We start from the raw sequence: 26455 nt of genomic DNA on the forward strand, positions 1-26455 counted from the left end.
TAGGTGTGATGAGAGGGCAGTTTATCGTCTATAAATCCTGGAGCTTACTAGTTACAAATTATTCTTCTGATGTTTTCGTTAAAAATTCATATATATTTGGTTCAACAACCTCTTTTAACGTAAAATCCATTTCAACTACATTTTTTAATTTTCCATCCGAAACAGGTTTTTGAATTTGCCGAATAGTTTCTTGAATAGGTGAAACTTCACCAAGATAATAAAAATCGATCTCGTTGTCTTTAATGGTATATTTGCGTTTGACGAACAAATGAATAGTCCATTCTTCTGGGTCTTTCAACAGTTTCACTTCAGGTGATTCAATTGTTCGAGGTGCTTTTGTGAACCAACGAAATGTACCTTCATCTATAAACTCATCTTCATAAGCTAAAAGAGAGCCTTTAAAATCCTTCCCTTTATCTAAAGTTACAAATATCACGAATTGTTTATTGCTATAAGTATAACCACCAATTCCTTGTTCATTTTGTTTAAAATCCATTGCAAGTAGTCGTAATACATCTTTTCTTCTGTATTTTTTGTATAATTCTAATGGTTGAGAAGGAGTGTACTGGGTAGATTTTTCAATGCCAGTATAAATTACATCCAACATTAATTTCACAAAATAAGGATTATTCTTGAATTGTTTAAAATTGTCAGTGATGAATAGAGTATCATTTTCCATCTTAAATAGCTGCGAAGGCATATACCCAGATCTTGCACCTGATTCATAAAATGAGAGATCTAATACCTTCATAACGGATTCAGTAATCTTTTGCGAATGCAGCAATTTGTTTTCTGATAAAATGTTCTTTATCTCTTCAAAATGAATACTTTCGCGATCTGATTCTAAAAATAGTTTTAGAATTAGCAATTCATGTGGACGAACTCCTGATAAAAATTCAACAGAGATGAATTTTAATGCGAGATTTTCAGCTTCACTAATTGATCCTTCAGCTTCATTTATTTTTTTCAAAAAGTTATAATATGTTTTTTCTTTTCCTATAATTAAAGACGGATCAACACCATCCATTGATTGGAAATCAACTAAGTATGGGACCCGATTTAGACGTTTCTTGATCTTATGGAAGCTATTTCTTAATTCGGACATACTATCTAGCTTCGCCTTATCAATAGATTGAAAAATTCTTTCTTTAGCAATTTTCTCAAAATTAATAGCTGATAATCCATCGATGTAAGTAGCATCAATTGTATCACGACGTAAATTATTTTTATTCCTCGAATTATCTCCAGCTAAAGCCATAGGTATCATATAATTATTTTTATAGTTACCTATAAAATCAATAACTGTTACAAATTCTTTAGATTCGTCTTTTCGCAAGCCTCTACCTAATTGTTGAATAAATATGATACTTGATTCAGTGTTCCGCAACATGATTATCTGATTTACTTTTGGAATATCTATGCCTTCGTTAAAGATATCAACAGTGAAAATATAATTGAGTTCTCCAGCCTCTAATCGTGAAACTTCTATTTCTCTAGTGTTCAAATCATGATCTCCAGATAAATAGGCGCTAGGAATATTACGTTCATTAAACATCTCTGCCAATTTTTGAGCCTCGTCTTTTCGGCTACAAAAGACTAATCCTTTAGGAACATTTCCAGAGCAACCATAGTAGTCTATCTTTTTAAGTAAAAATTCTACACGCTCATGATCTGTAAGTTTTTGTAGATCAGATAACTCATTAATAATCTGGCCTTCTTTTTCATAATCAGTGACACCAAAATAATAAAATGGACAAAGCATGTCTGCGCTTAAAGCTTCTTGTAATCTGATTTCATAAGCAATATTATAATCGAATAGAGCATAAATATTAAATCCATCTGTTCTTTCGGGAGTAGCTGTCATCCCCAATAAAAATTCCGGTTCAAAGAAATCAATAGTATTTATATATGATTTTGCTCCGGCTTTATGAACTTCATCAATTAATATGTAGTCAAAGGCATCCTTTCCTAAAATCTGTTGATAACTCTCTTTAGAGACTGTTTGAATGGTTGCGAATAGATATTTTGCTTCCATATTTTTTGAGCTTCCTGAAAGAATACCGTAGTCGGAATCTTTTCCTCCCATAATCTTTTTGAAAGATTCAAGAGCTTTATTTAAAATTTGTTCTCGATGTACGATGAATAGCATTCTCTTAGGGTTGAATTGAGCACTGTCAAATGCTGCTAGATAGGTTTTCCCAGTTCCAGTAGCTGAAATCACTAGGCCTTTTTTTTCGCCTTTTTTTCGTAAATTTCTCAGACTCTCAAGAGCTACTTCTTGCATTTTATTTGGAGCAATTTTTTCAGGGACTACATCTGTCGGATAGGGCATCAGATGCTCAATCAAAGTTGTATTGGTTATCGGTTTGTAGATTTTTTTGAAATCTTCAATCCACTTTTCTGTTAGGGGCTCAGAAGCAGCCCATTCATTTTTCAAATGCGTTTGGATAGTTGAGATCATCTCACCGTGTTCGGATGAAGTAAGTTTAACATTCCATTCATAATTTAATTTAAGTGCAGACATCGTTAGATTTGAACTACCAATGATAAACGAGTTGTAACCGCCCATGTCAAATAAGTAACCTTTTGAATGAAAGCCAGCTTTTTTAGAAATTCTTACTTCCACATTTGGGATTTTTAATAGAGAGGCGAATACATCAGGATTATTAAATCCTAAGTAAGTTGACGTTAAAATTTTTCCGGAAATTCCTTTTGATTCTAAATCTGCAAGTTGTGATTTAATTGCATTTAGCCCACTCTGCGTAACAAACGCAACTGATATAAAAAACGTTTTGCAATTATTTAAATCATTTTGCAAAGTGGTTAATAAATATTCTTTTTTTTCAGGACTATTGATTATAAATTTAGGATTTAAACGATCGCTAGGAATTGTTTTATCAATAAACGCTTTTTTTATCGCTTGTTTAAGTATCTCCATTTTACCGTTGTCCAACTCCGTTCTTTATTAATTTTTCTACAGTAGGAATATCAGCTGGTGCCCATTCAATACTACTTAATTGCTGAGGTGCTAACCATTTAATATCTGTATGTTCCGTTAACCTAGGCACTCCTTTTTCTAAATGACAAATAAATGTAGTTAAATTGACAAATCCAAATTCATATTCATATCTACAAAACTCGAACTCAAATTCCTCTATTTGTACATCTATTTTTAATTCTTCAGCTACTTCTCTTTTTAACGCTTGTATTTTTGTCTCAGTGTTTTCTATTTTTCCGCCTGGAAACTCCCATAGATTTTCTAATGCGCGTCCGGGACCTCTCTTACAGCACAGAATTTTGTTATCTTTAATAATAATTGCACCAACAACATTAATCTCTTTTTTCATTGATTTTCCTCTAATCTGCGTATTATTTACTTCTTAAGGATCTCATAAAATGAATATTTCTTCAATAAGTTGATATTTAATATTTAAGAAATCTAAAGAGAGAATTCTTGAATACTGAAATAGTAAGATTATGTTCCAAATTTCGATTGTTATACTGGGCGAAGGAGCATTCATAAATAGATATATTCAATTAGTAATTATAGTTTTCTTAAGGACATTAATGAGCTAGACATTTCAGTCTAAATAAGTCAATTACAACTTTTATATAAAGGTATTTCTTATGTGCTCAAATGGGAATTTCGTTATCAAGTTACACAGTAGATAACTCTGTTTTAAGAAATTTTTAGCATTCTTTGATGATTGAGAGTAGGCAGCTTTGTTGGCATGAGTATCAACTACCTGACGTTTGAAATAATATATACTAATATTGAATACGACAAAAGTGTAACTGACTTTTGTCGTATTTTTATTTTTCTCAATAACCTGCTCAAAAATGGACTTTATGATAAACTGATAAAAAAGTCCTGCGAAAGGTGATTAGATGGATTATCAAGATTTTTTAAGTAAGAGTACTGCCAAAGTTTCTAATATGAGTCAGGAAGAAATGCAAACTGCTTTGTTGAACCTGCTACGAATGACTATGCCAGAAAATCGGGAGAAAGTGTTGCAGATGCTTGATCCTGCGCAAGATTCTTTTCAGAAGGATGTTACTGACTACGCGAATTGGTTCAAAGAAATGGCGAAGAAGAAGTATCATTTTCTGAGAGAAGAGGATGACTACTATGATTATGATGACGAATGGGATTTTTCTGATAGCGATGATTATCAGGATATCTACCAGATGGGTGAGATGCTGAGAAAGATTTTTGATTTGGCGGAGCAGCTGATTTATACAAGTCACTATCGTGAGGCTGCTGAGCTATATGCGCGTTGTTGCACGTTTTCTTACCGACTGCATGACGAGGTGACTGGGGAAGAGAGTGAATTGTCTTTTGATGATGTGATGAGTGAACTCATGGAGGAGGTAGAGTGTAAAAAAATAGCGATGAATCTACTTTATACTGCCATTCAAATGAGTTCATCTACAGAACATTTGGAAGAGCTGTATCGTTATTACTCATTTGATATGTGTTATTCTATTACACTTGAAGAAATCATATCGACAGGACCTAAGCCAATAGAGAGATTGGAGCAATTTTTAGCTGAATGGATTCAGTTCTTGAGTAAGGTAGAAGGCTCATTGGCTGATCGTTTATTGATGGATGCGATTGCTCATAGTCCAGCATTGGCTGATGAGCGTGCACTGCATCAATTAGCTCGTGAAACGGCTAATCTACATCCAACTGTCTATTTGAAATACATCGAACAATTAGTTGGAGAAAAAGAGTGGCAGAAAGTGTTGACTATCGGTGTTGAGGCACTTGAAGCAATTCCTAGGGCGAATAAGGTGCGGAGTACAATAGCTCGGAAGCTTATAAAAATTGCTGAACGGTTGAATAATTCAGCGGTTAGTTATGAAGCTCGACTAGCAGCCTACTATTCTGATCCACAATTAGTGAATCTTTTCCCAGTGATAACAGAGCCGTTGCAAGAAGAGGATAGGCTAGCGTTACTTGAATTTACTCAGACAGATGAGACCGTGGAAGAACGTCAGCAATTGTTATTCTTTTTACAACAATTTGGACAGGTTTATGAACTAGAACAACAAGAGCGACAAAAAGTTGAGATAGGGTGGAATAGCTATTCCACCGGTGAAATCGTTCCGTTGTATCTTTTATTGCTTAGAAAAGGACCTTTCTCAAAAGCTGCAACACAGGTGATTGCAAGTAGACTATCTATGGATTTAGTGTGTTTTGAAGACTATTTTGAAGAGTGGAAAACATCGGTTACTTTACCTGAAGAAGAGCAAGAAATCTATCTCAACTGGTGCCAGCTAGAGGTAGAAAAAGTTACCGATGTACTGATTGATTCGAAATACCGGAAATATTATATGCAAATGGCGGCGCTCATTGTTTTGTTAGGGGAAGCTATGGAAGGGTCTGGCATACTTAATGCATGCCAAGAATTGATTCAAGCCTATCGTCAACAACACAAACAAAAACGGAATTTTATTCAGGAATTGGCTGTATTTGCGGATGAATAGATTAAAGCAATAGAGATAGTTGATTATCGATAAGACAGTCGTCTAAAATAGAATAAGTTTGATGCGGTAAAAGTGTTCGTAGCTTTTATCGCATTTTTTTCGAACGATCATTCTTGAGAGTGCAATTCCAGCTAGCTGTAGTTTTTTATCTAGAGATAAATGAGTGAACTTAATAATGAACATTAATCAAATTAGGTATATAATTTGATTGCTAAGCTATTTCTATACAAATCTTTTCAAATTATTTGAGAAAACTATATTTATAGAGTAGCTCACATTTATACTGTAAAACTTTTTTAATGGAAGAAATAAACTGTATTCTTAAGTTACATAGGTAATCAATAAAAGGAGCGAATGAGATATGTCGAGGGGGTATGGTGTAATTGCCAATCTGGCTGTTGAAGATGAGGGAATCGTAATTTATGAGTATGGCGCAATAAATTTGAATATCCCCGAATCAAGTAATAAGGATAGTGAAAAAGATGGCCTGCTCACGTTTCCGAAAGCTATTTTGATTGAACCAGAAATAAGAATTAAGAGAAGGAAAAAGCCAACAGGTGGGCAGCGTTTTATTGAGAAGAAAATTATTCGAGAGTTCTATGAACCAGTAATTGAAGCGATTGGAATAGGTGATATATCTATTGAGAATAGTAAATATGAATGGGAATTTGTCCCTATCGGTGAAGCGCTGGTCGGAAGAATGGCTTTGCGAGCTTTGTGGGGGATATTTGAAGAGTATCAAGAAAATGATGGATTATCTGAGAAAGTTATTTTAATTTCATAAGACATTTTTTCACTGACAATTCTTGTGTTAGAGTTTCTAGACTAGAAATGAAGATAGCATAAATTTATAGAAGAAGAGTACAGCTAGTGAAGTTAATCTTGCTGTTTTAGATTAACTGAAAGAAATTAAACCATACAATCACCAAGAAAGGAGTTTCTACTGATGGGGGAAGAGCGTCTTAGAGTGAAGTGGCAGGAGTATAACCAGCAGCGGACGATTAATTATCATAGTGTTCAGAATAAAGGGTTGGAGCAGTATCCGGTGATTCGTTTTGAGCCGAAGCAGACGATTGTCATGCGGGGGGATTTTCCGGAGTATGTCTACTTTATTATTAGTGGAATCGTGATGGGTGCGCGTAATTATGCGGATGGTAATGAGTATGATTATTTTCAGTTGGGTAAGAGTAATGGGAGTGTTGGCTTGCTTGAGATTTTGGCTCAACAAGAGGAGACGATTGCGACGATTACTTGTCTGACGAAGGTTGAAGCAGTTCGGGTGCCATCTTCGATTGTCTACGAATGGTTGATGCAGGATTTGGATTTGTTGCGTTTGAGTGCGGGGTTGTTGGCGCGGGATTTATATGATCGTTCAGGAAATGATGGCTTGTTGTATCGCTATGAAGGCGTGAACCGTCTGCGCCATTTCTTGATTTCGTATTATGAAGAACGTGTGAAGGATGAATCTGATCTGATTGAGGTCGTAGAGATTCGTGAGAAGATTGGCAATAAGCTGGGTATGAGTGTCAGGACGGTAGGGCGTGCGTTGAAGAAGCTACGGGAGAATCAGGAAATTATTAGTGAACAACGTCGTATATATATTGGCCTACAGGAGTATCAACGACTAAAAACTCAATTACAGAATATTTAAAAACAATAAATTTTTTATATCGCGAAGGGACATGTGTCCTTTCGTGGTTTTTTATTTGTCCCTATACTGAAACATGAAAGAAAGCTCTTACACGAAAATAAAAAAATGAAAGTAGGAACAGGTATGAAACGAGGCATAAGATATGACTTTGGTTTACAGGCATTGATGCTGATTCCAGTGGGTGTTTCCTTAAACGTAGTGGGTTACCAGCTATGTACCGTGTTAAAATTTCCCGTCTTTATTGACCAGATTGGCACGTATTTAGTGGCGATGGTGGCGGGCCCGTGGGTTGGTTTAGTGACAGGCTTCTTGGGGAGTGTCGTGAATGGGATGTTGAATCCAGTCGCGATTCCGTATGGGATTGTTTCCATGAGTATTGGTTTGTTCGCTGGTTATTTTTCGAGATTTAAATTTTTCAAAAACATTTTAGGTTTGTTAATTGCTTGTGTCGTATTGACGATTGTTTCGGCTGGTTCAGCGGCGATTGTGACAGTCTTCATGTTTGGTGGTGTGACCGGTGCTGGGACCGATTTGGTGACGGCAGCGTTTCTGGCAGCGGGTCAACAGTTATGGGAATCGGTCTTCTCAACGAATATTGTGACCGGGACGATCAACACAATCTTGAATTTTGCTATTAGTTATTTGATTGTGATGCGCATTCCGCCACGTTTCTTAATTAAGTTGAATTATGGTCTACCCTATATTAAGAAGGAGGCGTTGAAGCATGGATAGTATGATTGGAAGATGGCATCCCTCAACAAAGCTGATGCTGGTGTTAACCGTAATAATTATCAGTATGTTTTCAACTGTGCCAACGGTTCAATATGTGCTGTTTGGCCTAGCGCTGGTACTTAGTTTGGCTTCTGGCACATTTGGTAATTTCCTTAAAACGTTCTTAAAATCAGTTTTTGTCATTGTTATTTTTATCTTTTTAGTACAAGTCTTTATTGTTCAAAATGAGGACAGTCAACCGCTGTGGTGGTTTATTGGTTATTCTCAAATTGGGTTGGATACTAGTATTGGCTTGGCTTCACGGATTGTTGCGATTAGTTCAATTATTATCTGGTTTTTCCAAGTGACGAGTGTTAAAGATATTGTTTCAGCTTTGGAAAAGGCTCGAATTCCAAAGAAAGTCACGTTCGTGATTGCAGCGACGATTCAGTTGATTCCACAGATGTCAAAATTATCTCAGACAATCACCGATGCACAACGGGCGCGAGGAATTGAGACAGAAGGTTCAGCGCTTGTCCGCATGAAGGCCTTCGTACCGATGATGGGTCCATTGGTTTTGACGTCGATTCAACAGACGGATGAACGCGTCTTAACATTAGAAGCACGTGGTTCTTCTGCCCCAATGAAAAAAACAACATACTATTCGCTGAAGAAGACAGCATGGGATTACGTGATTGTGATTCTATGTTTGGTCGCATTAGTGATGTATTTCGTAGGAGGTCCACTATGAGTTTAATCGAATTGAAACAGGTAACCTACCAATATCCATTGGATGTAGAGCCAGTAATTAAAGAGGTTTCTTTGTCTCTTGAACAAGGCGCAGTTTATGGATTTATCGGGAATAATCAGTCAGGCAAGACGACCTTGTGTAATATTATTCGAGGCTTTATCCCAGCGATGTTCTTTGGTGAATTAACTGGCGAAGTGACGTATAAAGGCAAAGCTATCAGCTCGTATAATGTAGGTGCTTTAGCGGCTGAGATTGGCTATTCTTCACAAAATCCTTTTACCCAAATTTCAGGTGTTAAAGATACCGTGGAAGAAGAGATTGCTTATGGAATGGAAAATATCGGGATCGCTCCTGAGATTATGAAAGCAAAAGTTCAAGAGCTACTAGGATTATTTCATTTGGAAGAGTTGAAGGATAAGAACCCGTATGAATTATCTGGTGGACAAAAACAACGAGTAGCATTGGCATCGGTAGTGGCTTTAGATCCAGAGGTAATTATTTTGGATGAGCCAACATCACAATTGGATCCACAAAGTACAGAAGAAGTATTTGAGATTATTGCCATGCTGAAAGAGCAAGGGAAGACGATTATTGTCGTGGAGCATAAGGTTGATTTGTTGGCTGAATATTGTGATGCGATTGTTTTATTAGAAGAGGGACGCATAGTTCAGAGTGGCCCGACACATCAGCTGTTGAGTGACCCAGCAATTGTGTCTCATGGCGGTTCGTTGCCTCAGGTGGCTTCATTTTTCAGAGAAGAGTTAGGGTACACGACGCAAGTGCCGATTACGATGGACGAAGCGATTGCACAGTTGAAGGAGGTCGTAAGCCGATGAGTTTCTTAAAATTAGAGGCAGTCAGCTATAGCTACCCCAATGGCTTTGAAGCGACGAGAGATGTTTCATTGAGTTTTGAATTGGGTGAAGCAGTAGCGATTATTGGTCAGAATGGTGCCGGAAAAACGACCACTGTTAAATTAATGAATGGTTTATTGAGACCGACGAAGGGTGAAGTTTTGATTGATGGTGTGTCAACGAAGCATGTGACGACCGCTCAAATGTCGAAGCATGTCGGTTATGTTTTCCAAAATCCGGATGATCAAATTTTTCAAGACACCATTGAAAAAGAGATTGCTTTTGGACCGAAAAACCAGAAGTTATCAGCGACCGTTGTTAAAGAAAAAGTGGCGGCAGCAGCTGAATTATGTGGCTTGACAGATGTCTTACATGAACATCCTTACAATTTATCTTATTCAAAACGTAAATTCATCACGATTGCCGCGATTATTGCGATGGATCCAGAGGTAGTTATTTTAGATGAACCGACTGCCGGACAGGATAGAGAGTCGACAGAATTATTGGGTATGATTATAAAAGAATTGGCGAAAAGAAATAAAACCGTGATTACGATTACCCATGATATGGAATTTGTTGCCAAGGAATTTCAGCGCGTCTTAGTATTTGCGGACAAACAATTGCGACGTGAAGGAACGCCCAGAGAAATCTTTTGGGATGAGCAATTGTTGGCTTTGAGTGGCTTGAAGCAACCCTACATCTGCCAATTAGCGAAGGCCGTGGGAATAAGGGATGTGCTCACAATGGCGGAGTTAGGAAAGAAGGTGCGGCTACATGAAAAAAATTCTGATTGATTGTGATCCTGGTCATGATGATGCACTAGCACTGATGGTAGCTTTGGCTCATCCAGAAGAATTAGAGCTATTGGGTGTGACGACAATTGGCGGCAATCAGACATTGTCTAGAGTCACCGAGAATGCTAAAAACATCTTGTACTTTCTGGCGGCGGATGTACCTTTAGCTGCTGGCGAAGAAGGACCTTTAGTTAAATCATTGAAGACGGCTCCAGAAGCGCATGGTGAGAGTGGGATGGAAGGGCCTTATTTTGAAGGAACCGACTATCCGCTAAGCCAAGCCACTGGCGTGGAATTTCTGTATCAAACAATTAAGCAAACCGACGATAAAGTGACGCTAGTAGCATTAGGGCCATTGACGAATATCGCGTTACTGTTGAAAGGCCATCCCGAAGTGACAGAATCAATCGAAGAAATTGTGCTTATGGGTGGGGGACTGAGTCATGGTAATCAGACTGCTTTAGCTGAGTTTAATATCTATGTCGATCCAGAAGCAGCCGAGATTGTTTTTCAGAGTGGCCTACCAATTGTGATGGCTGGCTTAGATGTCACAGAAAAAGCGGAAATTACGGTTGCTGAGATTGAGCAGCTGGCAGGACGTGGACGCGTGAGCCGGTTAGCTTATGAATTATTGTCATTTTACAATGAATCAGGTCGTCAGTTTGGTTTTATCGATTCGCCATTGCATGATTTGTGTACGATTGCTTACCTATTAAAACCAGAGATTTTTAGTGGTGTGCAGGCGGATATTCACGTGATTACTGATGAATCCCCCGCTCGTGGCCTGACTTATGGCGATTTTAGACGGGCTGCTGTGGGTCCGAAGCCAGTATTGGTACTACAAGAAGTGATGCGTGAGGAATTTGTTGCGCTATTGCTGACAGCCCTAACGAGATTAGATGCTGAGGAGGCAAATCAATGAAGAAAATTTTAGTGATTGGTTCTTCATCAGTTGATTTGACGATTGAACTTGATCGGATGCCGGCTCAAGGAGAAACGATTAAAGCAGCTGACCTCGAATTATTTTGCGGAGGCAAAGGCGCCAATCAAGCCGTGGCAATCGCTCGGTTGGACGGATCCGTAGATATGCTGGGTTGCGTCGGTAATGATGGACACGGTGAGTTAGTTCGTGAAAATCTGACAGCCAATCAGGTCAACACCGAGAAGCTTGGCGTCAGCTCGATTACTTCAACAGGCACCGCGCATATCTTTCTGATTAATCAAGATAACCGAATTATTATTATCCCTGGTGCCAATAACGAAGTGACATCTGAATTTGTAGAACAGCAGTTGGCCGGGCGATTATCGGAGTACAGTTTAGTTATTTTACAAAATGAGATTCCTAGTGAGACTATCCATTATATCGTGAATTGCTGTAAAAAAGCTGGCATTTCGGTGTTGTATAACCCGGCGCCAGCAGATGTAGAAGCAGCCCAGTTGATGGATAATGTAACTTTTTTGACGCCTAATGAAACAGAGTGCCAGCAGATTTTTCCTGAGCTGACGGTCGAAGAAGCCGTGACGAACTATCCCAATCAACTGATTGTCACGCTGGGCGAGAAGGGTGTACTGTTCCATGATGGCAAAGAACTTCGCCAAGTACCGGCCTATCCTGTTACGGCTGTCGATACGACTGGCGCGGGCGATACTTTTAATGGTGCTTTTGCACTGGCGATCGTTCAAGGAAAGTCATTGGCAGAGGCTAGCCAATTTGCCAACAAAGCGGCGGCACTTTCTGTTACCAAAAAAGGCGCACAACAAGGTATGCCAACTATTCAAGAACTCGAGGCGTTTAGTTAGGTCAGTAGTTGCCTCGACGGAGTTCTAGATAGTTGGTCAGTAGATAGAGAGACGGCATTTTTCTGCCGGCCTCTCTTATAAAAGAAGTAGAAGGGAATTCACTGAATGAAAAATAATTTGTTGTTATGTTTTGTAATCGCTTTAGTAAATCTGATAGGGACGTTGTTGATAGGGAAATTAGCGATAGGGCAATTTATTTGGATTAGCTTTCTCGCGTTGCAGTTTTATTTTATGGCGAACATCGCCATGGATAAGAAGGCTTGCTTACAATTGTTAACATCCTTTACAGTCGGTCTATTTTGGGGGCAGCTGTCGAATCTTCTGTGGTTCTATTTTTCTGATTCGCTCTCATTCGTAACGATTAATTTTATTGATGGTGGACTCTTGATCTTTCTGTTATGCGTGGGGGCATTAATTGTCTTTGATAAGAAATTACCTGGACGATTGCCAGCAACATTTACCGGTTTGACCGTAACGGTGTTATTATGGGGCCGGCCAGTTCCATTCGTCGGTCAGGGTCTCTTAGGTGATCGAACAGTGATTGAAGGTATGGTGATTGCCTGTGGTTTGTTTGCTTATGGCTTATTGATGGCCTTCATGATGGATTTTGTCTACAGCAAAGTAGTAAAAAGAATCTACGGTTCAACAAGTAGACGTGCAGAAAAGGAATCTTCCTGACCAAAGTTAGCTGATCGAGGTTAGCGGTTATCTGTCAGAGAGATTGGCTTCACTAAAACAAGTGATTCGATTGAGAGATACATACACAAGTAAAACTAAAAGGAGACGAGTATATTGACTTTACTAGAAAATTTACAAGAGACAGTTTCATATATCAAAGAACAAGGGGTAAAAGAAATCGATTTTGCTTTGATTTTAGGCTCAGGACTAGGAGAATTGGCGGATGAGATTGAAGAGGCAATCAAAATCCCTTATCAGACGATCCCTCATTTTCCAGTGTCCACCGTTGTTGGGCATGCCGGACAATTGGTATATGGTACGTTAGCTGGAAAAAAAGTTTTGGCGATGCAGGGGCGCTTTCACTACTATGAAGGCTACGCGATTGATACGGTAGTTTACCCAGTGCGGGTAATCGCGACCCTAAAGGCACATTCAATAATTGTGACCAATGCCAGTGGTGGGGTCAACACGAATTTTGTGCCAGGTGATTTAATGTTGATTACCGATCAAATTAATAATATGGGCGTTAATCCTTTGATTGGGACTAATTTTGATGAGCTAGGTCCGCGTTTCCCTGATATGAGTCAGGCCTTTGATCAGGCGTATCAAGAAGTGACGAAGTGCGTTGCAGCTAAAATGAATCTTGCCTTGAAGGAAGGTGTCTATATGGGCGGCACGGGTCCAACCTATGAGACACCTGCTGAAATTCGTTTTGCGCGAACGGTTGGTGCGGATGCAGTCGGTATGTCGACGGTGCCAGAGGTGATTGTTGCTGTTCATAGTGGATTGAGAGTCTTAGGAATTTCTTGTATTACCAATCTAGCAGCAGGTATGCAAAAAACATTGAATCATGAAGAAGTCATCGAAACGACTGAACGGGTTAAATCGGAATTTAAAACCTTATTGAAAGAAACATTACGTATGCTTTAACAGATGATTAGAGAAAGAAGAAACAGAAGAGAATGTATTCTTCAGTAAATTCTTTCTCTTTTTTATGCTATAAGTTGTTAATTTACAACTTATCTTCGATTTTTTACAATAAAGTGGATTAATTATGTAAAAGCGCTTGCAATAGTTGGATTTTATTGTATAATCAAAATATAAAAGTTGTAAAAAAACAATTTAGGAGGCCGTTATAATGGATAATGCCAAAATCATTCAACGACTAGAGAAACCCAAAGGGAAGGTTGATGTCGTTCTTGATACAGATACATATAACGAGATCGATGATCAATTCGCACTTGCTTATTTAATTCAATCAGAGGAAAAACTGAATCTGAAAGCTGTTTATGCAGCACCATTTTTTAATCATCACTCAGAAAGTCCTGGAGATGGGATGGAGAGAAGTTATCAGGAACTATTTAATTGCTACAAATTAATGAATGAAACCCGCTACCACGAGGTAACATTCAGAGGGGCAACTCAATTTTTAACAGATGAAAAAACACCGGTGGAATCTGAAGCAGTTCATGATTTGATTGAACGCTCAAAGAGTTATTCAGCAGATAATCCGCTCTATGTGATTGGTATTGCGGCTGCGACAAATCTTGCTTCGGCTGTTTTATTAGACCCGAGTATCACTGAGCGCATCGTGATTTTATGGTTAGGCGGCTTGAGTTACGACTGGCACGACAACAAATCATTTAATTCTGGTCAAGATGTGGCAGCTGCCCGTGTTCTATTAGATTCAGGTGTGCCATTGGTTCAATTCCCTGGGAAGAATGTGATTTCGGCGTTCACGACAACGGGTCCTGAATTAGAGTATTGGTTAAAAGGCAAGAATAAATTCTGTGATTACATGATTGAGAAAACGGCAGAAGAAGCAAGAATTTGTTATGGCGGTAAGGTTTGGTCGCGTGCTATCTGGGATGTCGTTCCGGTGGCTTGGTTACTAGACGGAGAATTCATGTTAGACACACTGATTAAAAGTCCGATCATGCAATACAATGATTATTACAGTTTTGATCCTAGACGCCATTTTATTAAATACGTCTATCGTATTGAACGAGATAACTTGATGAATGATTTGTTTGTAAAGCTCTCTAAAATCCCTGGTTAGTCAACTACGGAAGGAAGGTTTGGTATGAGTACATCAACTACTACGCACATTAAGAAAGGCAGTAAGAAGAAATTTCTAGGTAAAATTGAGCCGTGGGTCTATTTACTTCCCTCGCTCATCGCGATTGGCTTATTTACGTATTACCCTTTTATTACGAATATTTTTGACAGTTTGCATATTGTGGATTCTTTCGGAAATCGGCGAGACTTCATAGGAATTGAGAATTATCAAGCAATCTTGGAAAATCCCAAGTTTATACAGGCAATTGGCAATACGGTCTTATTTTCAGCAATTACAATTCCAGCTTCATTGATTATTGGCTTACTGTTGGCTTTAGTTGCCCGAGAGAAGAGAAAAACTTCCCCTATTTATGAAGCAATGTACTCTCTACCGATGGCGATGTCACTGGCAGCAGTGGCGATGATTTTCCAACTGATGCTCAACCCCACTCTGGGGATTATCAACAAGGTAACGGGCTTGGATATTAATTGGCTCAAGGACGTTGCGACTTCCTTGCCTTCGTTGATATTTATCGAAACGTGGCTGAATATCGGCTTTAATTTCTTGTTTATGTTGACGGCAGTTAGAGGAATTCCAGATGAAATTTTGGAGAGCGCTGAGATTGATGGTGCAGTTGGCTTAACTCGACTTTTCAAGATTATTATTCCCTACATTTCACCAACCATTTTATTCTTGCTCGTTTCATCAGTCGCTAAAACGATGATTACTAGTGGTTTAACGCTGATCTTAACGCAAGGAGGACCAGATGGGGCAACTGAAACAATCGTCTCGTTCATCTATAAAAACGCGATTTTAAATCAGAATTATAATATTGGTTATGCTGCTTCGGTAGTTGGTTTTGTTATTACGTTTTTCTTTGTTGGATTGAGCTTTATCTATGAGAAGAAAGGAGTGCATTACGGATGAGAAAAACAAAAAGTGTTGGTTATCAAGTATTCGCTCTGTTACTAGGAGTGATTGTCTTAATCCCCGTTATTTATGCTCTTTCAATATCCTTTATGCATCCGGAAGAGATCTTGAGTCGCGAAGTCAATCTGTTGCCGAAAAGTTTCTATCTAGGTAATTATTTTGCAGCCTTTCAAAAAACGACTTTGACCCGTTTCTTACTCAATTCACTGGTCATGACGGTTGGCTCGTCCACAGTCAGATTAGTCACTGCAGGAACTGCTGCGTTTGCATTATCTTTCTATAACTTTAGAGGCAAACAAGCAATCTTCCTGTTAATTATTGGCACTATGATGATTCCACCTGATTTGTTGATTGTTAAGAACTACCGAACTGTCGCAAATATGGGCTTAATTAATACATATTTGGGTATGATGGTGATTTTCTTTGTTACAGCACTGAATATTTTTGTGATGAGGCAACATTTTTTAGCTTATTCAAAATCAATCTATGAGGCGGCTAAAATTGATGGATGTACGAATTTCGAATTCTTTATGCGCGTCTTATTGCCTTCATCTAAACCAGTCTTAATTACTACCTTCATTTCGTCATTTGTAGGGGTCTGGAATCAATATTTATGGCCATTACTTGTGACAAATCAGAATGAAATGAGAACCGCTCAGGTAGCCGTTACTCTACTTAATTTTCCAGATGAAAGTCCTCACGGCATCATCATGGCGGCCTCCATTTTAATAGTAATACCAACTGTAGTTGTATTTATAACCTTCCAGCGTTATATCAAAAAAGGCATGATGGCTGGCGGAGTTAAAGGATAGAAAGGGAGAGAATAAATGAAGAAAATTTTATTAGGTTTCATTTGTGCAGTGACATTGGTTGGCTTAGTCGGTTGTGGCAACAAAACAGAGAGTACTGGCGATAAGAAAGAAGACGTTTCGTTAGTTAAAGATTTCTCGGATACTGAAATTGTTTTCTGGCACGCGATGTCAGGGAGCAATGGGGAAGCATTAGATAAGATTGTCAAAGATTACAATGATACAGTCGGTAAAGAGCATGGCGTAAAAGTTAGCACAGTCTTCCAAGACACTGAAATCGCTAGTAAAGTCAAGTTAGCTTCTTCGACGAATGATGATAAGAATGCACCAGATATTATCCAAACAGTCGGTATGGACTTGCCATCAATTTCAGCGTTACCGCAGATTGTCCCAGCGCAAACATTCTTTGATGACAAAGAGTCAACGCTGAAGAGTGACAGCTACTACGATCAATTACTTCGCGCATTCACGTATGAAGATAAAATCGTCGGTGTACCGATGAATGTTTCGACCTTACTGTTGTATTATAATGAAGAGTTGTTAAAAGAAGCTGGCTTTGATCGGGCACCAGAGACGATCGATGAGTTAGCTACTTACACGAAAAAATTAGGCGAAATCGATGGCGTAAATGGCCTAAATACGCAAATCATGCGTTACCAATTAGTCAACTTCATCGTGAGTCAGTTCCCAGAAAGTTTTGTTGGAGACAACGAAGGGGGCCGTAAAGCACCGATGACTAAATTAATCATGGGGGAAGATGGTACGCTAGATAACTTCTTAACAGAATGGGAAAAAGTTATTAAGAGTGGTGGCTACAAGCATATCGAAGACAATGCCAATGAAGAGTTTGCGACAGGACTTAATGCGATGGCGCTCCTTTCTTCTTCTCGATTGGGCGCAATTAAGACATTGACGACTGATAAATTTACTTTCCAAACAGCTTTTTTACCGAAAGTTACAGCTGATGACACAAGTGGTGCCAGCGTTGGCGGTAGTTCATTAGTCTTATATAACCGTGGTGATAATAAAAAATTGTCGGCTGCCTGGGATTTCATTTCTTATGCGACTTCTCCAGAGGTTCAATCAGAATGGTCACAAGCAACTGGATATATTCCAGTCAATGTAGCAACGGAAGAGTTACCTAAAATGCAAACCTTCTATGAAGAAAATCCTCAATTCAAAACAGCATTAGATCAATTAAAAGCATCTGATCCATTGTCACAGGAACCCTTTGATTTAGTCAACTGGGAAATCAATGATATTGTTTCTGATGCAATGCAAAAATTTGCTGAAGGAAAATTAAGCAAAGATGAAACAGCGAAAGAAATTGTAGAAAAATCAAACAAAGCCTTAGAAGAGTATCATAAAGCGAATGGCTAAGTGAAAAAGAAGATGAAGTAGAAGAGGTTGGAACGAAAAAAGTGCCAAGGTGCTTTTTTCGAACCAGCCTTATTTCAAAATTTTTTGTAGAAAGTTAGTGATGGAATGACAATCAAGTACATTTTTTGTGACATTGATGGCACACTGATCCAAAAACGAGAACCACTTACCAGCTCCTTTATTGAAGAAGTCCGAGAAATAACGGATCAAGGCTTCTTTTTCACCTTTGCTTCCGGCAGGCTGCCTTACCGAATTCAACCATTATTAGATGAATTGGGCTTGGCAAATCAGCCCTATGTAGCTTGTAATGGCGCGTTGGTAAAGAAAGGCACTGAGACTTTATTTCAGAAAAAATTCCCGTTGGCGCTTGTACGTAATCTTGTAGATAAAGCTTTGGCGGCAAATATGACGGTGCTTTATGCGATTGATGAGTTGGAGTATGTCATGGCTGAGAACAGTGCTACTAAACGAAAACGAGCAGAACGCGGGAACTATCATCCGCTAAAAATGCCAACAGAAGCCGAATGGCAAACGCTGGAAATTATCAAGCTAAATGTTTTGCAAGATGATAGTATCGAAGATATCCGCTTGTTTGAAGCAGAATTTGAAGAAATTAAAGAACAGATTCTAATTACAAGATATGGTACTTACGGTATTGAATTGGTCAGTCAAGGCGTTAGTAAGCAAACCGGTATTGAATTGGTCTTGCAACAGGTACGAGGCAATCTAGAAGCGGTCGCCACAATCGGCGATAATGAAAATGATTGTGAAATGATTCAGGCAGCAGCATTAGGAATCGCCGTCGGGAATGCAACACCTGAGTTGGCGAAGCTAGCTGATTTTCAGGTAGCGGGAATTGCCAGTCAGGGTGTCGAAGAAGCGTTGAAACAAATAAGAATGCAGCAAAGAGAGGGAAACAAATGAGACTATCAACATCGACAAATATATTATTTGAACGAACCTATGAAAAGCCAGTCGATCCATTAGACTGTATGGAAATTTGTCAGAAAGCTGGATTTGAAGTGCTTGATTTTTGCTTTCATGACTTGACGACCTATGATAGTGAATTTATGACAGATAACTGGCGCTTTTATATGGAAAGAGTCAAAGCGAAAGCAGATCAATTAGGGATAGAATTTAGTCAGGGACATGCAGTGGTCTATGATTTTTGCAGAGCTGATGTAGATCATGCTCGTTTTGAGACGATTTTGAAGAAATGTGTCGAAGGAGCCGGTATCTTAGGGATCAAATGGTTAGTTATGCATCCTTCGACAGTCGCTGATACGGCTGAGCCATTTAAAGATTCTAGACGTGAGAATATCAAATTCTTCACAAAATGGTGTGCCTTTGCCAAAGAACACGGTGTCGATATTGCCATCGAAAATATGTGGGATTGCCATATTACACCTTTCCGACTTTATTGTACGACAGCTGAGGAAATGGTTGATTTAATTGATGCGGTTCCTGGCTTGGGTGCTTGTTGGGATGCGGAGCATGGCGCGATTATGCAACAGAATCAAGCAAAAGCATTACAGCTTTTAGGAAAACGTTTGAAGGCAACACATATTTCTGATTATACGAATAATCAGGATATCCATTTACTCCCTTACTTAGGCAAAACGGATTGGGATGACGTCATGGCAGCTTTTGCAAGTATCGATTATGAAGGTGATTTTGATTTAGAAATTCATCGCTATCTAACGAAGATGCCAATGGAAAATGTTGAGACAGCCATCCGCTTGAGCTACGAAATAGGCCAAGGACTCTTGCAGTTACACCAAGAAAAAAAGGGGACGAATAAAGCATGAAGGAATTTTACTATCGTGCACCAAAAATCGAATTGCATTGTCACTTAGATGGTTCAATCAGTCCAGAGATGATTCGGAAAATATATGGACTGTCGTCGACTCCTTTAGACCTGACAGATGAAGAATTATTAGGAAAGGTGGTCGCTCCTGAGAGATGCGAAAATCTGACCGAATATCTATCTTGCTTTCCAATGGTAACCTCGGTATTAAATACACCCACGGCTTTGAAACTTGCCTTAATGGATGTCATGGAACAAGCGTCACGAGAAAATGTCTTGTATCAAGAAATTAGATTTTCTCCTAAGCATCTAGCAACGGAAACATTCTCGATGGAAGCGGTCATTGATAGTTTGGTGCAAGCAAAAAAAGAGTTAGAAGGCAATTATTCTGTAGCTGTCGGTTTGATTGCTTGTTGCATGAGAGGGCAATCAGAGGAAACGAACATAGAAGTAATTCGTCTAGCTAAAAAGTATCACCTGGCTGGTGTTGATTTAGCAGGCGATGAGTTGAAGTATCCTACGAAAGAGTTCAAGAATGTCTTCTTGTTTGCTGAAAAATCGGGTATGCCATATACCATTCATGCCGGAGAAACCGGGAACCTTGAAAATGTTAAAGATGCTATCGAATTTGGCGCCAAAAGAATTGGGCATGGGATTGCTCTCGCGCAGGACCAATCGATGATGGAGTACGTAGCAAAACAAGAAATACTACTAGAAATGTGCCCGGTCTGTAATATTCAAACAGGCGCAGCAAAAAGCTGGCAAGAGTATCCTGTCACAGTCTTCGATGAAATAGGTGTTAAATACTGCTTCAATACGGATAACCGAACGGTATCAAATACGACCTTGACTAGAGAATTTACAGAGGTAGCCACGCATAAACAAGTAATAAATGAAGAAAAAGTCAAAGCGCAAACTCTGCAAGCTATCGACTATCTATTTATTAGTGAAACTGAAAAGGCAAGCTTGAGAAATCAAGTGGCTCATTTCTATGCATAAATCAGCTTAGCTTCTATGAACTATAGAGAAGAATTAGTAACTGAGAACGACGAAAAAAAAGATAAAGTGAATAAGAAAAGAGAAGAAAATCAGAGTAAAAAATAAGGGACTGATACAATGGCACTAAAAGAAATTTTATTACGTGTAGGTCTCGCATTGTTCTTTTCAGCATTAATTGGTTATGAAAGAGAAAAAAGCCAGAGTAATGCAGGCTTAAAAACACATGCACTTGTGGGTGTATCCTCTGCTTTAGTAGCGATTATTCAATCAGAGATTGGGCAGCAAGCGTTAGTCAATGCCTTAGCAAATCCGTCGATGGCCAATTTTTTTAGTGCGGATCCGGCACGATTGACGGCCCAAGTCATCTCGGGCATCGGTTTTCTAGGCGCCGGGACAATCATTGTCACGCGGCGCAGCATTTCGGGGCTAACAACCGCCGCTTCAATTTGGTCGGTTGCCTGTTTAGGTATCTCAGTTGGCATGGGATATGTTAAAATATCAATAGTAGGCTTTTTAGCAATCTTCGGTATTCTATTTCTGCTAAAACGGTTTGTCAATTTGTCTGTACCCACGAAATTAATTGTGAAGTATACAGGTGGATTGCCAACTCTGGATAAAATTCGAGCCGACTTAGACAGATATGATCTGCAATTTACCACCATCAAATACGATGTCCAGGTCTACGGGGACATTCGGCTGTATACAAATATTTTTGAAATTAAATCGCTGGATCAAAAATATTTTGATAAACTATTGGATGTATTTGCACATGATCAGAATATTATTAATTGTGAGAAGACAAAATTTGATAAGTAGGGGGAATAAATTTGACTAAAATTGAAAGAAGACATAAAAAAATTCTGGAAATATTATCAACTATTCCATTAGCAACCATCGCAGAACTCTCAGAAACAATCGGGGTCTCTAGTGAAACTATCCGGAAAGACTTGAAAGTGCTTTCTGAAGAGAAAGTGATTTTTCAAACCCATGGTGGCGTAGCACTAGCCCAAGGCCGAAATGTTAGCCAACCATTTGATTACCGTATGCAGATTAATAGTCAGAGCAAACAAAAAATTGGCAAGAAAGCGGTCCATCTAGTCGAAGAAAATGATGTGATTTTACTAGAAAATAGCACGACTTCCTTGGCTTTAGCCAGAGAATTAGCGAAGAATAAAGAATTACTCGATAGCCTAACGATCGTCACATCTTCGTTTAAAATTGCCGCGCAGCTAGACGATACTTTTAAAGAGACCAAGACAAGTTGTCGTTTATTTTTCATTGGTGGCTGGACGAATTTTGGACAACATGGCACGTTTGGCTTACATGCGATAGAAACACTACAATCGATTCATGTAACCAAAGCTTTTTTAAGTGGCGCAGCTGTGGATGAAAATCTTAGATTAAGTGGCTACAATGATGAAGATGTGGCCTTTCAAAAGAGCGCGATTGTCTATTCGCAACAGGTAATCTTGATGATTGAAAAAGGCAAGTTTCCAAAGTCTGGCTTCTCAAATGTGGGTAGCATCGAGGATGTAGATTATATCGTAACCGACATTGACCTGAACGATGAGTATAAGAGACAACTGGAAGCAGCTAATGTCCAGTTAGTTGATGCTAATGTTGTTGAGGAATAGAACTGGGTTACTGAGGATTGATTGAAGGAAAGAAAATTACGAAGTAGTGACTCAACAGTAAATATAATAAACAATCGACAATCTGCATGAAATGAGATGCAACGCGTACAAATAGAAAGCTGAATTCAGTCTTTGACGAAAGTCAGGCTGAATCTAGCTTTTTTGTTATGTGAGTACAATAGAATTAAATTAACATAGACAATCATATAAGATAAAAAGCAAGATGATCGAATCAGAGTTAATATAAGTAAGTGAGAATATGTGGATACATTTATTTTTCCTAAATTAACTAATCATAAATAGTCTTTATAAGGAAGTACTGCCAAGGTTTCTAATATCTGCTAGGAAGAAATGAAAGTTGCTTTGTTGAATCTACTACGGATGACTACGTTAGAAAATTGAGAGAAAGTATTGCAAATGTATGGATTGACATATTATAAGCAAATGGCCGTGCTCGTTGTTTTATTAGGGGAAGCTATGGAAGGCTGTGGCATACCTAATGCACGCCAAAAGACGATTCAAGCCTATCGTCAACAGCACAAGCAAAAGCGGAATTTTATTCAGGAATTGGCAGTGTTTGCGGATGAATAGATTAAATAAATCAAGATGATTGATTGCTGACTAGGAAAGTCATCTGAAATAAAAAAAGTTTGATGCGGTAAAAGTGTTAGTAGCTTTTATCGCATTTTTTTTGCGTACCATTATGAAAATCAGACACTTTAAGTTAGCAAGAAATTCAAAAAATATAAATATTGAGTAATGACTCGATAGGGGGAGTAGGATATAGATTTATACGCGTTATTTTGAGTAGAACTAAATTGAACAAATGCTTAAGTATTAGTGTAGAGATTAAATAAAATGTATTTTAAATCTTAGTTTACTAAACTAAATTTTTTTGTATAAAAAAATCTTTCAGGATATTGTTCCGTCATATTAACAGTGATATTCTTCAAGTGTAGTAAGCGTTTTCTATATATTTTGCTTTTTATTAAAAATTTATACTAGGAGGACTGAAGATGTTAAAAAAGAAATTGTTGGTGTTGGTATCGTTACTAGCTATGACATTCGTTGGTGCAGCATGTGGTAAAAGTTCTGAAAGTGAAGAAAAGAAAGAATCCAATGAACTAATTGTTTGGGGCTGGGACAAATCCTTTAATGGTTATGCCATGGATCAAGCAAAAGAAGTCTACAAAGAAAAGACAGGAAAGGATGTTGAAATTAAGTTCGTTGAAATGGCAAAAGCAGATGCTTTGAAAAAATTACACACAGCCTTGGCTTCGGGTGTGACTGATTCGCTTCCTGATGTTGTCTTGATTAGTGATCTAAATGCACAAGGCTATTTATTATCGTATCCGGATGCATTCGTACCAATGGATGATATGATAAATTATAATGATTTCGCTTCATACAAGAAGGATGCGCTTTCTTATGATGGCAAAGGCTATGGTGTACCGTTTGATACAGGTGTTGCAGGTCTGTTTTACCGAACTGACTATATGGCTGAGATAGGTTATGATGCAGAAAAAATGCAAAATCTTACTTGGGAAGAATATTTATCTTTAGGTGAAAAATTAAAGGAAAAAGGTCATTTACTACAAACGTTTAATCCAAATGATAATTCTGAATTACAAATTATGCTACAATCTGCAGGCACTTGGTTTACAGATGATGATGGGAAAGCCAACTTTACTAATAATGATGCTTTGAAAGAGTCTTTAGGTATATTTAAAACTTTAAATGATTCTGATTTTGTAAAAGTTGTTAGTGATTGGACTGAATTTACAGGAGCGATTAATGGCGGAGAGGTAGCGACGGTTATGCGTGGCTCATGGATTTCACCGACAGTTATGGCTGCAGAAGATCAAAGTGGTAAATGGGCAGTTGCTCCGGTACCAACATTATCTGTTGAAAACGCAACTCACTACTCCAATCAGGGTGGTTCAAGTTGGTTTGTACTAAATAAGAGTGCTAATTCAAAATTAGCTGGAGAATTTTTGAAGAATACATTTGGTGAAAGTAAAGATTTATATGCGACTTTATTGAAAGAAAAAAATGTCATGGGGACTTATTTACCAGCTACTGAGTCAGATGCATATGATGGTGAAGAAGAATTCTATGGTGGTCAACAATTAAATCGTGACTTAGCGACTTGGTTGAGTAAAGTTCCAGAAGTCAATACAGGCGCATATACTGCTGAAGCACAAACGGCTTTACTTGGAGTTGCCCCTGAGATATTTAAGGGTGGAGGTATTACTAAAAATCTCTCTGAAGCTGAAAAACAATTTGAACAAAGTATAAAATAACAAATTAATAAATTCTAAATTATTGAGAGCTATAGATCTATCCTATTATTTGCTACTAAATAGTAGGATGGATTTATTGTAATCTAATTTAAATGATTGTGGGTGAGTATTTTGAAAAATAAAAGAAAGAATAATCAATTAGATGGATGGCTAATGGTCTCTATCGCTTCAATATTTGTTTTGATTTTCAGTTATATCCCGACTTTTCAAGCATTAATTCTTTCCTTAAAAACGGGGAAAGGTGCTAATCTAGAGTTTTCGGGTTTTGCGAACTATATCCGAATGTTTCATGATACGACTTTCTGGCAAACCACAGGGAATACATTGTTTTATGCAATTATCCAAATTCCTATCATGATGTTATTCGCTGTAATAATTGCCGTTTTACTAAATAATCCAAAACTAAAATTTAGAGGGATTTATCGCACTTGTATATTTTTGCCTTGTGTAACTTCACTGGTTTCTTACTCAATTTTATTCAAAATTCTGTTTGCGGTAGATGGAATTATCAATAAGATATTACTCCATTTGCATGTTATCGATAAGGCAATTCTATTCACTTTAGATTCTCAATGGGCCAAGTTAACGATCATAGTGGCTTTGATCTGGCGATATACTGGTTATTTTATGATTTTCTTTCTATCTGGGTTACAAAATATTGATACCCAAGTGTATGAGGCTGCAGAGATTGATGGAGCCAATTGGAGTCAAACTTTATTCAGGGTAACATTACCACAGTTAAAGCCAATCGTTTTTCTAACAAGTATTATGGCATTGAATAATACCTTACAATTATTTGATGAAGTTGTAAATTTAACCCAAGGTGGTCCAGGTAATGCTACTAGAACCATTTCTCAATATATCTATGATTTATCATTCAATTATGTACCTAGCTATGGTTATGCAGCAGCAATTTCGAATGTTGTTTTATTATTGATTATGCTAATTACATTAGTCCAAAAACGAGTTGGGGGGGACATGAATTGAGAAAAAACAATCCGATTTTTATTCATGTAATCTTAGGGATTATCTCTTTTGTCTCTATTTTTCCATTTTATTGGATGATAGTAAGTGCTACAAATAAGTCAGTAGATATTACTATGGGAAAATTAACATTTGGTACACATCTGGTAGAAAACATTCAAAATGCTTTTGAAAAAACAGACCTTTGGACGGCCTTTTACAATTCTGCCTATATTTCGATTATCGTAACGGTCGTATCATTGATTATTTGTTCTCTAGCTGGCTATGCATTTGTAATCTATCCAAGTAAATTGAAAAACTTTATCTTTATGTTAGTTATTGCTTCGATGATGGTTCCTTTTGCTGCAAAAATTATCCCAATGTTTAGAATGTTTTCTGAAGTGGGACTACTTAATAATCCTTGGGCAGTGATTTTACCAGCAATTGGTGCACCGTTCCTAATTTTCTTCTTTAAACAAAATACTCATGCTTTTCCAGTTGAAGTGATACAAGCTGCCAGAGTAGACGGATTAAACGAATTTCAGATATTTAGCAAAATTTATATGCCTATGATGAAATCTACTTATGCAGCAGCAGGAGTCTTTTCTTTTATGGCAAGCTGGAACAATTACATGTGGCCTTTGATCGTCTTACAAAGCAATTCTCAGTTTACTCTTCCATTAGCTGTGTCAAATTTATCAGTGGAATTTAATCCAGATTATGGCATGGTTATGGTGGGAATTATTTTGTCGACAATTCCGACAGTTGTCGTTTTCTTCTTATTACAAAAGGCATTTGTTGAGGGAATGGTCGGATCTGTGAAATAATAATGAACAAGAGGA

26 protein-coding genes are annotated in these 26455 nt (G+C 38.1%); 24 read left to right on the plus strand and 2 right to left on the minus strand.

What is annotated here, in order from left to right:
- Window positions 1-58: 58 nt before the first annotated feature.
- Together BAU15_RS01660 and BAU15_RS01665 are read right to left on the minus strand one after the other, a co-directional pair.
- Entirely contained in the window at window positions 59-2938 is a 2880-nt protein-coding gene (locus BAU15_RS01660; protein ID WP_161841280.1) for a DEAD/DEAH box helicase, read from the minus strand.
- 1 nt (window position 2939) lies between these two features.
- Window positions 2940-3347 carry a (deoxy)nucleoside triphosphate pyrophosphohydrolase gene (locus tag BAU15_RS01665; protein WP_161841009.1) on the minus strand — a complete coding sequence of 136 codons (408 nt, stop codon included), beginning with the start codon at window positions 3345-3347 and terminating at the stop codon, window positions 2940-2942.
- A 541-nt stretch (window positions 3348-3888) separates the two neighbouring features.
- Here BAU15_RS01665 and BAU15_RS01670 point away from each other — a divergent pair.
- The 24 genes from BAU15_RS01670 to BAU15_RS01785 all read left to right on the plus strand — a co-directional run bounded on the left by BAU15_RS01670 (window position 3889) and on the right by BAU15_RS01785 (window position 26440).
- Window positions 3889-5490: a hypothetical protein gene (locus BAU15_RS01670; RefSeq protein WP_161841010.1), complete on the plus strand. Its 1602-nt coding sequence runs from the start codon at window positions 3889-3891 to the stop codon at window positions 5488-5490.
- A gap of 361 nt (window positions 5491-5851) precedes the next feature.
- Entirely contained in the window at window positions 5852-6274 is a 423-nt protein-coding gene (locus BAU15_RS01675; RefSeq protein WP_161841011.1) for a hypothetical protein, read from the plus strand.
- 162 nt (window positions 6275-6436) lie between these two features.
- Window positions 6437-7141: a Crp/Fnr family transcriptional regulator gene (locus tag BAU15_RS01680; protein WP_161841012.1), complete on the plus strand. Its 705-nt coding sequence runs from the start codon at window positions 6437-6439 to the stop codon at window positions 7139-7141.
- 105 nt (window positions 7142-7246) lie between these two features.
- On the plus strand, window positions 7247-7873 hold the full coding sequence (locus tag BAU15_RS01685; protein WP_237580104.1) for an ECF transporter S component: 627 nt from the start codon (window positions 7247-7249) through the stop codon (window positions 7871-7873).
- Window positions 7866-8603 carry an energy-coupling factor transporter transmembrane component T gene (locus tag BAU15_RS01690; RefSeq protein WP_161841013.1) on the plus strand — a complete coding sequence of 246 codons (738 nt, stop codon included), beginning with the start codon at window positions 7866-7868 and terminating at the stop codon, window positions 8601-8603. Before BAU15_RS01685 ends, BAU15_RS01690 begins: the two co-directional genes overlap by 8 nt.
- On the plus strand, window positions 8600-9439 hold the full coding sequence (locus tag BAU15_RS01695; RefSeq protein ID WP_161841014.1) for an energy-coupling factor ABC transporter ATP-binding protein: 840 nt from the start codon (window positions 8600-8602) through the stop codon (window positions 9437-9439). The genes BAU15_RS01690 and BAU15_RS01695 overlap by 4 nt, the downstream gene beginning before the upstream one ends.
- Complete coding sequence (locus BAU15_RS01700) at window positions 9436-10251, plus strand: energy-coupling factor ABC transporter ATP-binding protein (protein WP_161841015.1); 816 nt, start codon at window positions 9436-9438, stop codon at window positions 10249-10251. The genes BAU15_RS01695 and BAU15_RS01700 overlap by 4 nt, the downstream gene beginning before the upstream one ends.
- Window positions 10232-11173: a nucleoside hydrolase gene (locus BAU15_RS01705; protein WP_161841016.1), complete on the plus strand. Its 942-nt coding sequence runs from the start codon at window positions 10232-10234 to the stop codon at window positions 11171-11173. Before BAU15_RS01700 ends, BAU15_RS01705 begins: the two co-directional genes overlap by 20 nt.
- Window positions 11170-12051: a ribokinase gene (rbsK, locus tag BAU15_RS01710; protein WP_161841017.1), complete on the plus strand. Its 882-nt coding sequence runs from the start codon at window positions 11170-11172 to the stop codon at window positions 12049-12051. Before BAU15_RS01705 ends, rbsK begins: the two co-directional genes overlap by 4 nt.
- A gap of 105 nt (window positions 12052-12156) precedes the next feature.
- Entirely contained in the window at window positions 12157-12729 is a 573-nt protein-coding gene (locus BAU15_RS01715; RefSeq protein ID WP_202622688.1) for a hypothetical protein, read from the plus strand.
- 111 nt (window positions 12730-12840) lie between these two features.
- On the plus strand, window positions 12841-13659 hold the full coding sequence (locus tag BAU15_RS01720) for a purine-nucleoside phosphorylase (protein WP_161841282.1): 819 nt from the start codon (window positions 12841-12843) through the stop codon (window positions 13657-13659).
- Between the two features lie 208 nt (window positions 13660-13867).
- A complete protein-coding gene (locus BAU15_RS01725; protein ID WP_161841018.1) occupies window positions 13868-14788 on the plus strand; it encodes a nucleoside hydrolase in 921 nt (306 codons plus the stop codon).
- Window positions 14789-14812: 24 nt separating this feature from the next.
- Complete coding sequence (locus BAU15_RS01730) at window positions 14813-15715, plus strand: carbohydrate ABC transporter permease (RefSeq protein ID WP_161841019.1); 903 nt, start codon at window positions 14813-14815, stop codon at window positions 15713-15715.
- Window positions 15712-16530 carry a carbohydrate ABC transporter permease gene (locus tag BAU15_RS01735; RefSeq protein WP_161841020.1) on the plus strand — a complete coding sequence of 273 codons (819 nt, stop codon included), beginning with the start codon at window positions 15712-15714 and terminating at the stop codon, window positions 16528-16530. The genes BAU15_RS01730 and BAU15_RS01735 overlap by 4 nt, the downstream gene beginning before the upstream one ends.
- Window positions 16531-16545: 15 nt before the next feature.
- Window positions 16546-17907 (plus strand): extracellular solute-binding protein, encoded by a 1362-nt coding sequence (locus BAU15_RS01740; RefSeq protein WP_161841021.1) that lies wholly within the window; start codon window positions 16546-16548, stop codon window positions 17905-17907.
- Between the two features lie 105 nt (window positions 17908-18012).
- Window positions 18013-18831 carry an HAD family hydrolase gene (locus BAU15_RS01745; protein WP_161841022.1) on the plus strand — a complete coding sequence of 273 codons (819 nt, stop codon included), beginning with the start codon at window positions 18013-18015 and terminating at the stop codon, window positions 18829-18831.
- On the plus strand, window positions 18828-19715 hold the full coding sequence (locus BAU15_RS01750; RefSeq protein ID WP_161841023.1) for a sugar phosphate isomerase/epimerase family protein: 888 nt from the start codon (window positions 18828-18830) through the stop codon (window positions 19713-19715). The genes BAU15_RS01745 and BAU15_RS01750 overlap by 4 nt, the downstream gene beginning before the upstream one ends.
- Window positions 19712-20713 carry an adenosine deaminase gene (gene add, locus BAU15_RS01755; protein ID WP_161841024.1) on the plus strand — a complete coding sequence of 334 codons (1002 nt, stop codon included), beginning with the start codon at window positions 19712-19714 and terminating at the stop codon, window positions 20711-20713. Before BAU15_RS01750 ends, add begins: the two co-directional genes overlap by 4 nt.
- Before the next feature lie 117 nt (window positions 20714-20830).
- Complete coding sequence (locus BAU15_RS01760; protein ID WP_161841025.1) at window positions 20831-21529, plus strand: MgtC/SapB family protein; 699 nt, start codon at window positions 20831-20833, stop codon at window positions 21527-21529.
- An 11-nt stretch (window positions 21530-21540) separates the two neighbouring features.
- Window positions 21541-22347: a DeoR/GlpR family DNA-binding transcription regulator gene (locus tag BAU15_RS01765; protein WP_161841026.1), complete on the plus strand. Its 807-nt coding sequence runs from the start codon at window positions 21541-21543 to the stop codon at window positions 22345-22347.
- A gap of 417 nt (window positions 22348-22764) precedes the next feature.
- A complete protein-coding gene (locus BAU15_RS01770) occupies window positions 22765-22938 on the plus strand; it encodes a hypothetical protein (protein ID WP_161841027.1) in 174 nt (57 codons plus the stop codon).
- Window positions 22939-23363: 425 nt separating this feature from the next.
- Entirely contained in the window at window positions 23364-24650 is a 1287-nt protein-coding gene (locus tag BAU15_RS01775; RefSeq protein WP_161841028.1) for an ABC transporter substrate-binding protein, read from the plus strand.
- A 102-nt stretch (window positions 24651-24752) separates the two neighbouring features.
- Entirely contained in the window at window positions 24753-25637 is an 885-nt protein-coding gene (locus BAU15_RS01780; protein WP_237580105.1) for a carbohydrate ABC transporter permease, read from the plus strand.
- Between the two features lie 113 nt (window positions 25638-25750).
- The gene (locus BAU15_RS01785) at window positions 25751-26440 is read left to right on the plus strand and encodes a carbohydrate ABC transporter permease (RefSeq protein WP_237580106.1); all 690 of its coding nucleotides are present in this window, start codon (window positions 25751-25753) and stop codon (window positions 26438-26440) included.
- The last annotated feature ends 15 nt before the right edge of the window (window positions 26441-26455 follow it).

It is taken from the genome of Candidatus Enterococcus huntleyi, from assembly GCF_009933175.1.
In the GTDB taxonomy this organism is placed as follows: domain Bacteria; phylum Bacillota; class Bacilli; order Lactobacillales; family Enterococcaceae; genus Enterococcus_K; species Enterococcus_K huntleyi.

Bases quoted from the DNA above. Each gene is read 5' to 3' on its own strand.
- BAU15_RS01660 (WP_161841280.1), bottom strand. From the start codon at position 2,938: ATGGAGATACTTAAACAAGCGATAAAAAAAGCGTTTATTGATAAAACA.
- BAU15_RS01665 (WP_161841009.1), bottom strand. From the start codon at position 3,347: ATGAAAAAAGAGATTAATGTTGTTGGTGCAATTATTATTAAAGATAAC.
- BAU15_RS01670 (WP_161841010.1), top strand. From the start codon at position 3,889: ATGGATTATCAAGATTTTTTAAGTAAGAGTACTGCCAAAGTTTCTAAT.
- BAU15_RS01675 (WP_161841011.1), top strand. From the start codon at position 5,852: ATGTCGAGGGGGTATGGTGTAATTGCCAATCTGGCTGTTGAAGATGAG.
- BAU15_RS01680 (WP_161841012.1), top strand. From the start codon at position 6,437: ATGGGGGAAGAGCGTCTTAGAGTGAAGTGGCAGGAGTATAACCAGCAG.
- BAU15_RS01685 (WP_237580104.1), top strand. From the start codon at position 7,247: ATGAAAGTAGGAACAGGTATGAAACGAGGCATAAGATATGACTTTGGT.
- BAU15_RS01690 (WP_161841013.1), top strand. From the start codon at position 7,866: ATGGATAGTATGATTGGAAGATGGCATCCCTCAACAAAGCTGATGCTG.
- BAU15_RS01695 (WP_161841014.1), top strand. From the start codon at position 8,600: ATGAGTTTAATCGAATTGAAACAGGTAACCTACCAATATCCATTGGAT.
- BAU15_RS01700 (WP_161841015.1), top strand. From the start codon at position 9,436: ATGAGTTTCTTAAAATTAGAGGCAGTCAGCTATAGCTACCCCAATGGC.
- BAU15_RS01705 (WP_161841016.1), top strand. From the start codon at position 10,232: ATGAAAAAAATTCTGATTGATTGTGATCCTGGTCATGATGATGCACTA.
- rbsK (WP_161841017.1), top strand. From the start codon at position 11,170: ATGAAGAAAATTTTAGTGATTGGTTCTTCATCAGTTGATTTGACGATT.
- BAU15_RS01715 (WP_202622688.1), top strand. From the start codon at position 12,157: ATGAAAAATAATTTGTTGTTATGTTTTGTAATCGCTTTAGTAAATCTG.
- BAU15_RS01725 (WP_161841018.1), top strand. From the start codon at position 13,868: ATGGATAATGCCAAAATCATTCAACGACTAGAGAAACCCAAAGGGAAG.
- BAU15_RS01730 (WP_161841019.1), top strand. From the start codon at position 14,813: ATGAGTACATCAACTACTACGCACATTAAGAAAGGCAGTAAGAAGAAA.
- BAU15_RS01735 (WP_161841020.1), top strand. From the start codon at position 15,712: ATGAGAAAAACAAAAAGTGTTGGTTATCAAGTATTCGCTCTGTTACTA.
- BAU15_RS01740 (WP_161841021.1), top strand. From the start codon at position 16,546: ATGAAGAAAATTTTATTAGGTTTCATTTGTGCAGTGACATTGGTTGGC.
- BAU15_RS01745 (WP_161841022.1), top strand. From the start codon at position 18,013: ATGACAATCAAGTACATTTTTTGTGACATTGATGGCACACTGATCCAA.
- BAU15_RS01750 (WP_161841023.1), top strand. From the start codon at position 18,828: ATGAGACTATCAACATCGACAAATATATTATTTGAACGAACCTATGAA.
- add (WP_161841024.1), top strand. From the start codon at position 19,712: ATGAAGGAATTTTACTATCGTGCACCAAAAATCGAATTGCATTGTCAC.
- BAU15_RS01760 (WP_161841025.1), top strand. From the start codon at position 20,831: ATGGCACTAAAAGAAATTTTATTACGTGTAGGTCTCGCATTGTTCTTT.
- BAU15_RS01770 (WP_161841027.1), top strand. From the start codon at position 22,765: ATGTATGGATTGACATATTATAAGCAAATGGCCGTGCTCGTTGTTTTA.
- BAU15_RS01775 (WP_161841028.1), top strand. From the start codon at position 23,364: ATGTTAAAAAAGAAATTGTTGGTGTTGGTATCGTTACTAGCTATGACA.
- BAU15_RS01785 (WP_237580106.1), top strand. From the start codon at position 25,751: ATGGGAAAATTAACATTTGGTACACATCTGGTAGAAAACATTCAAAAT.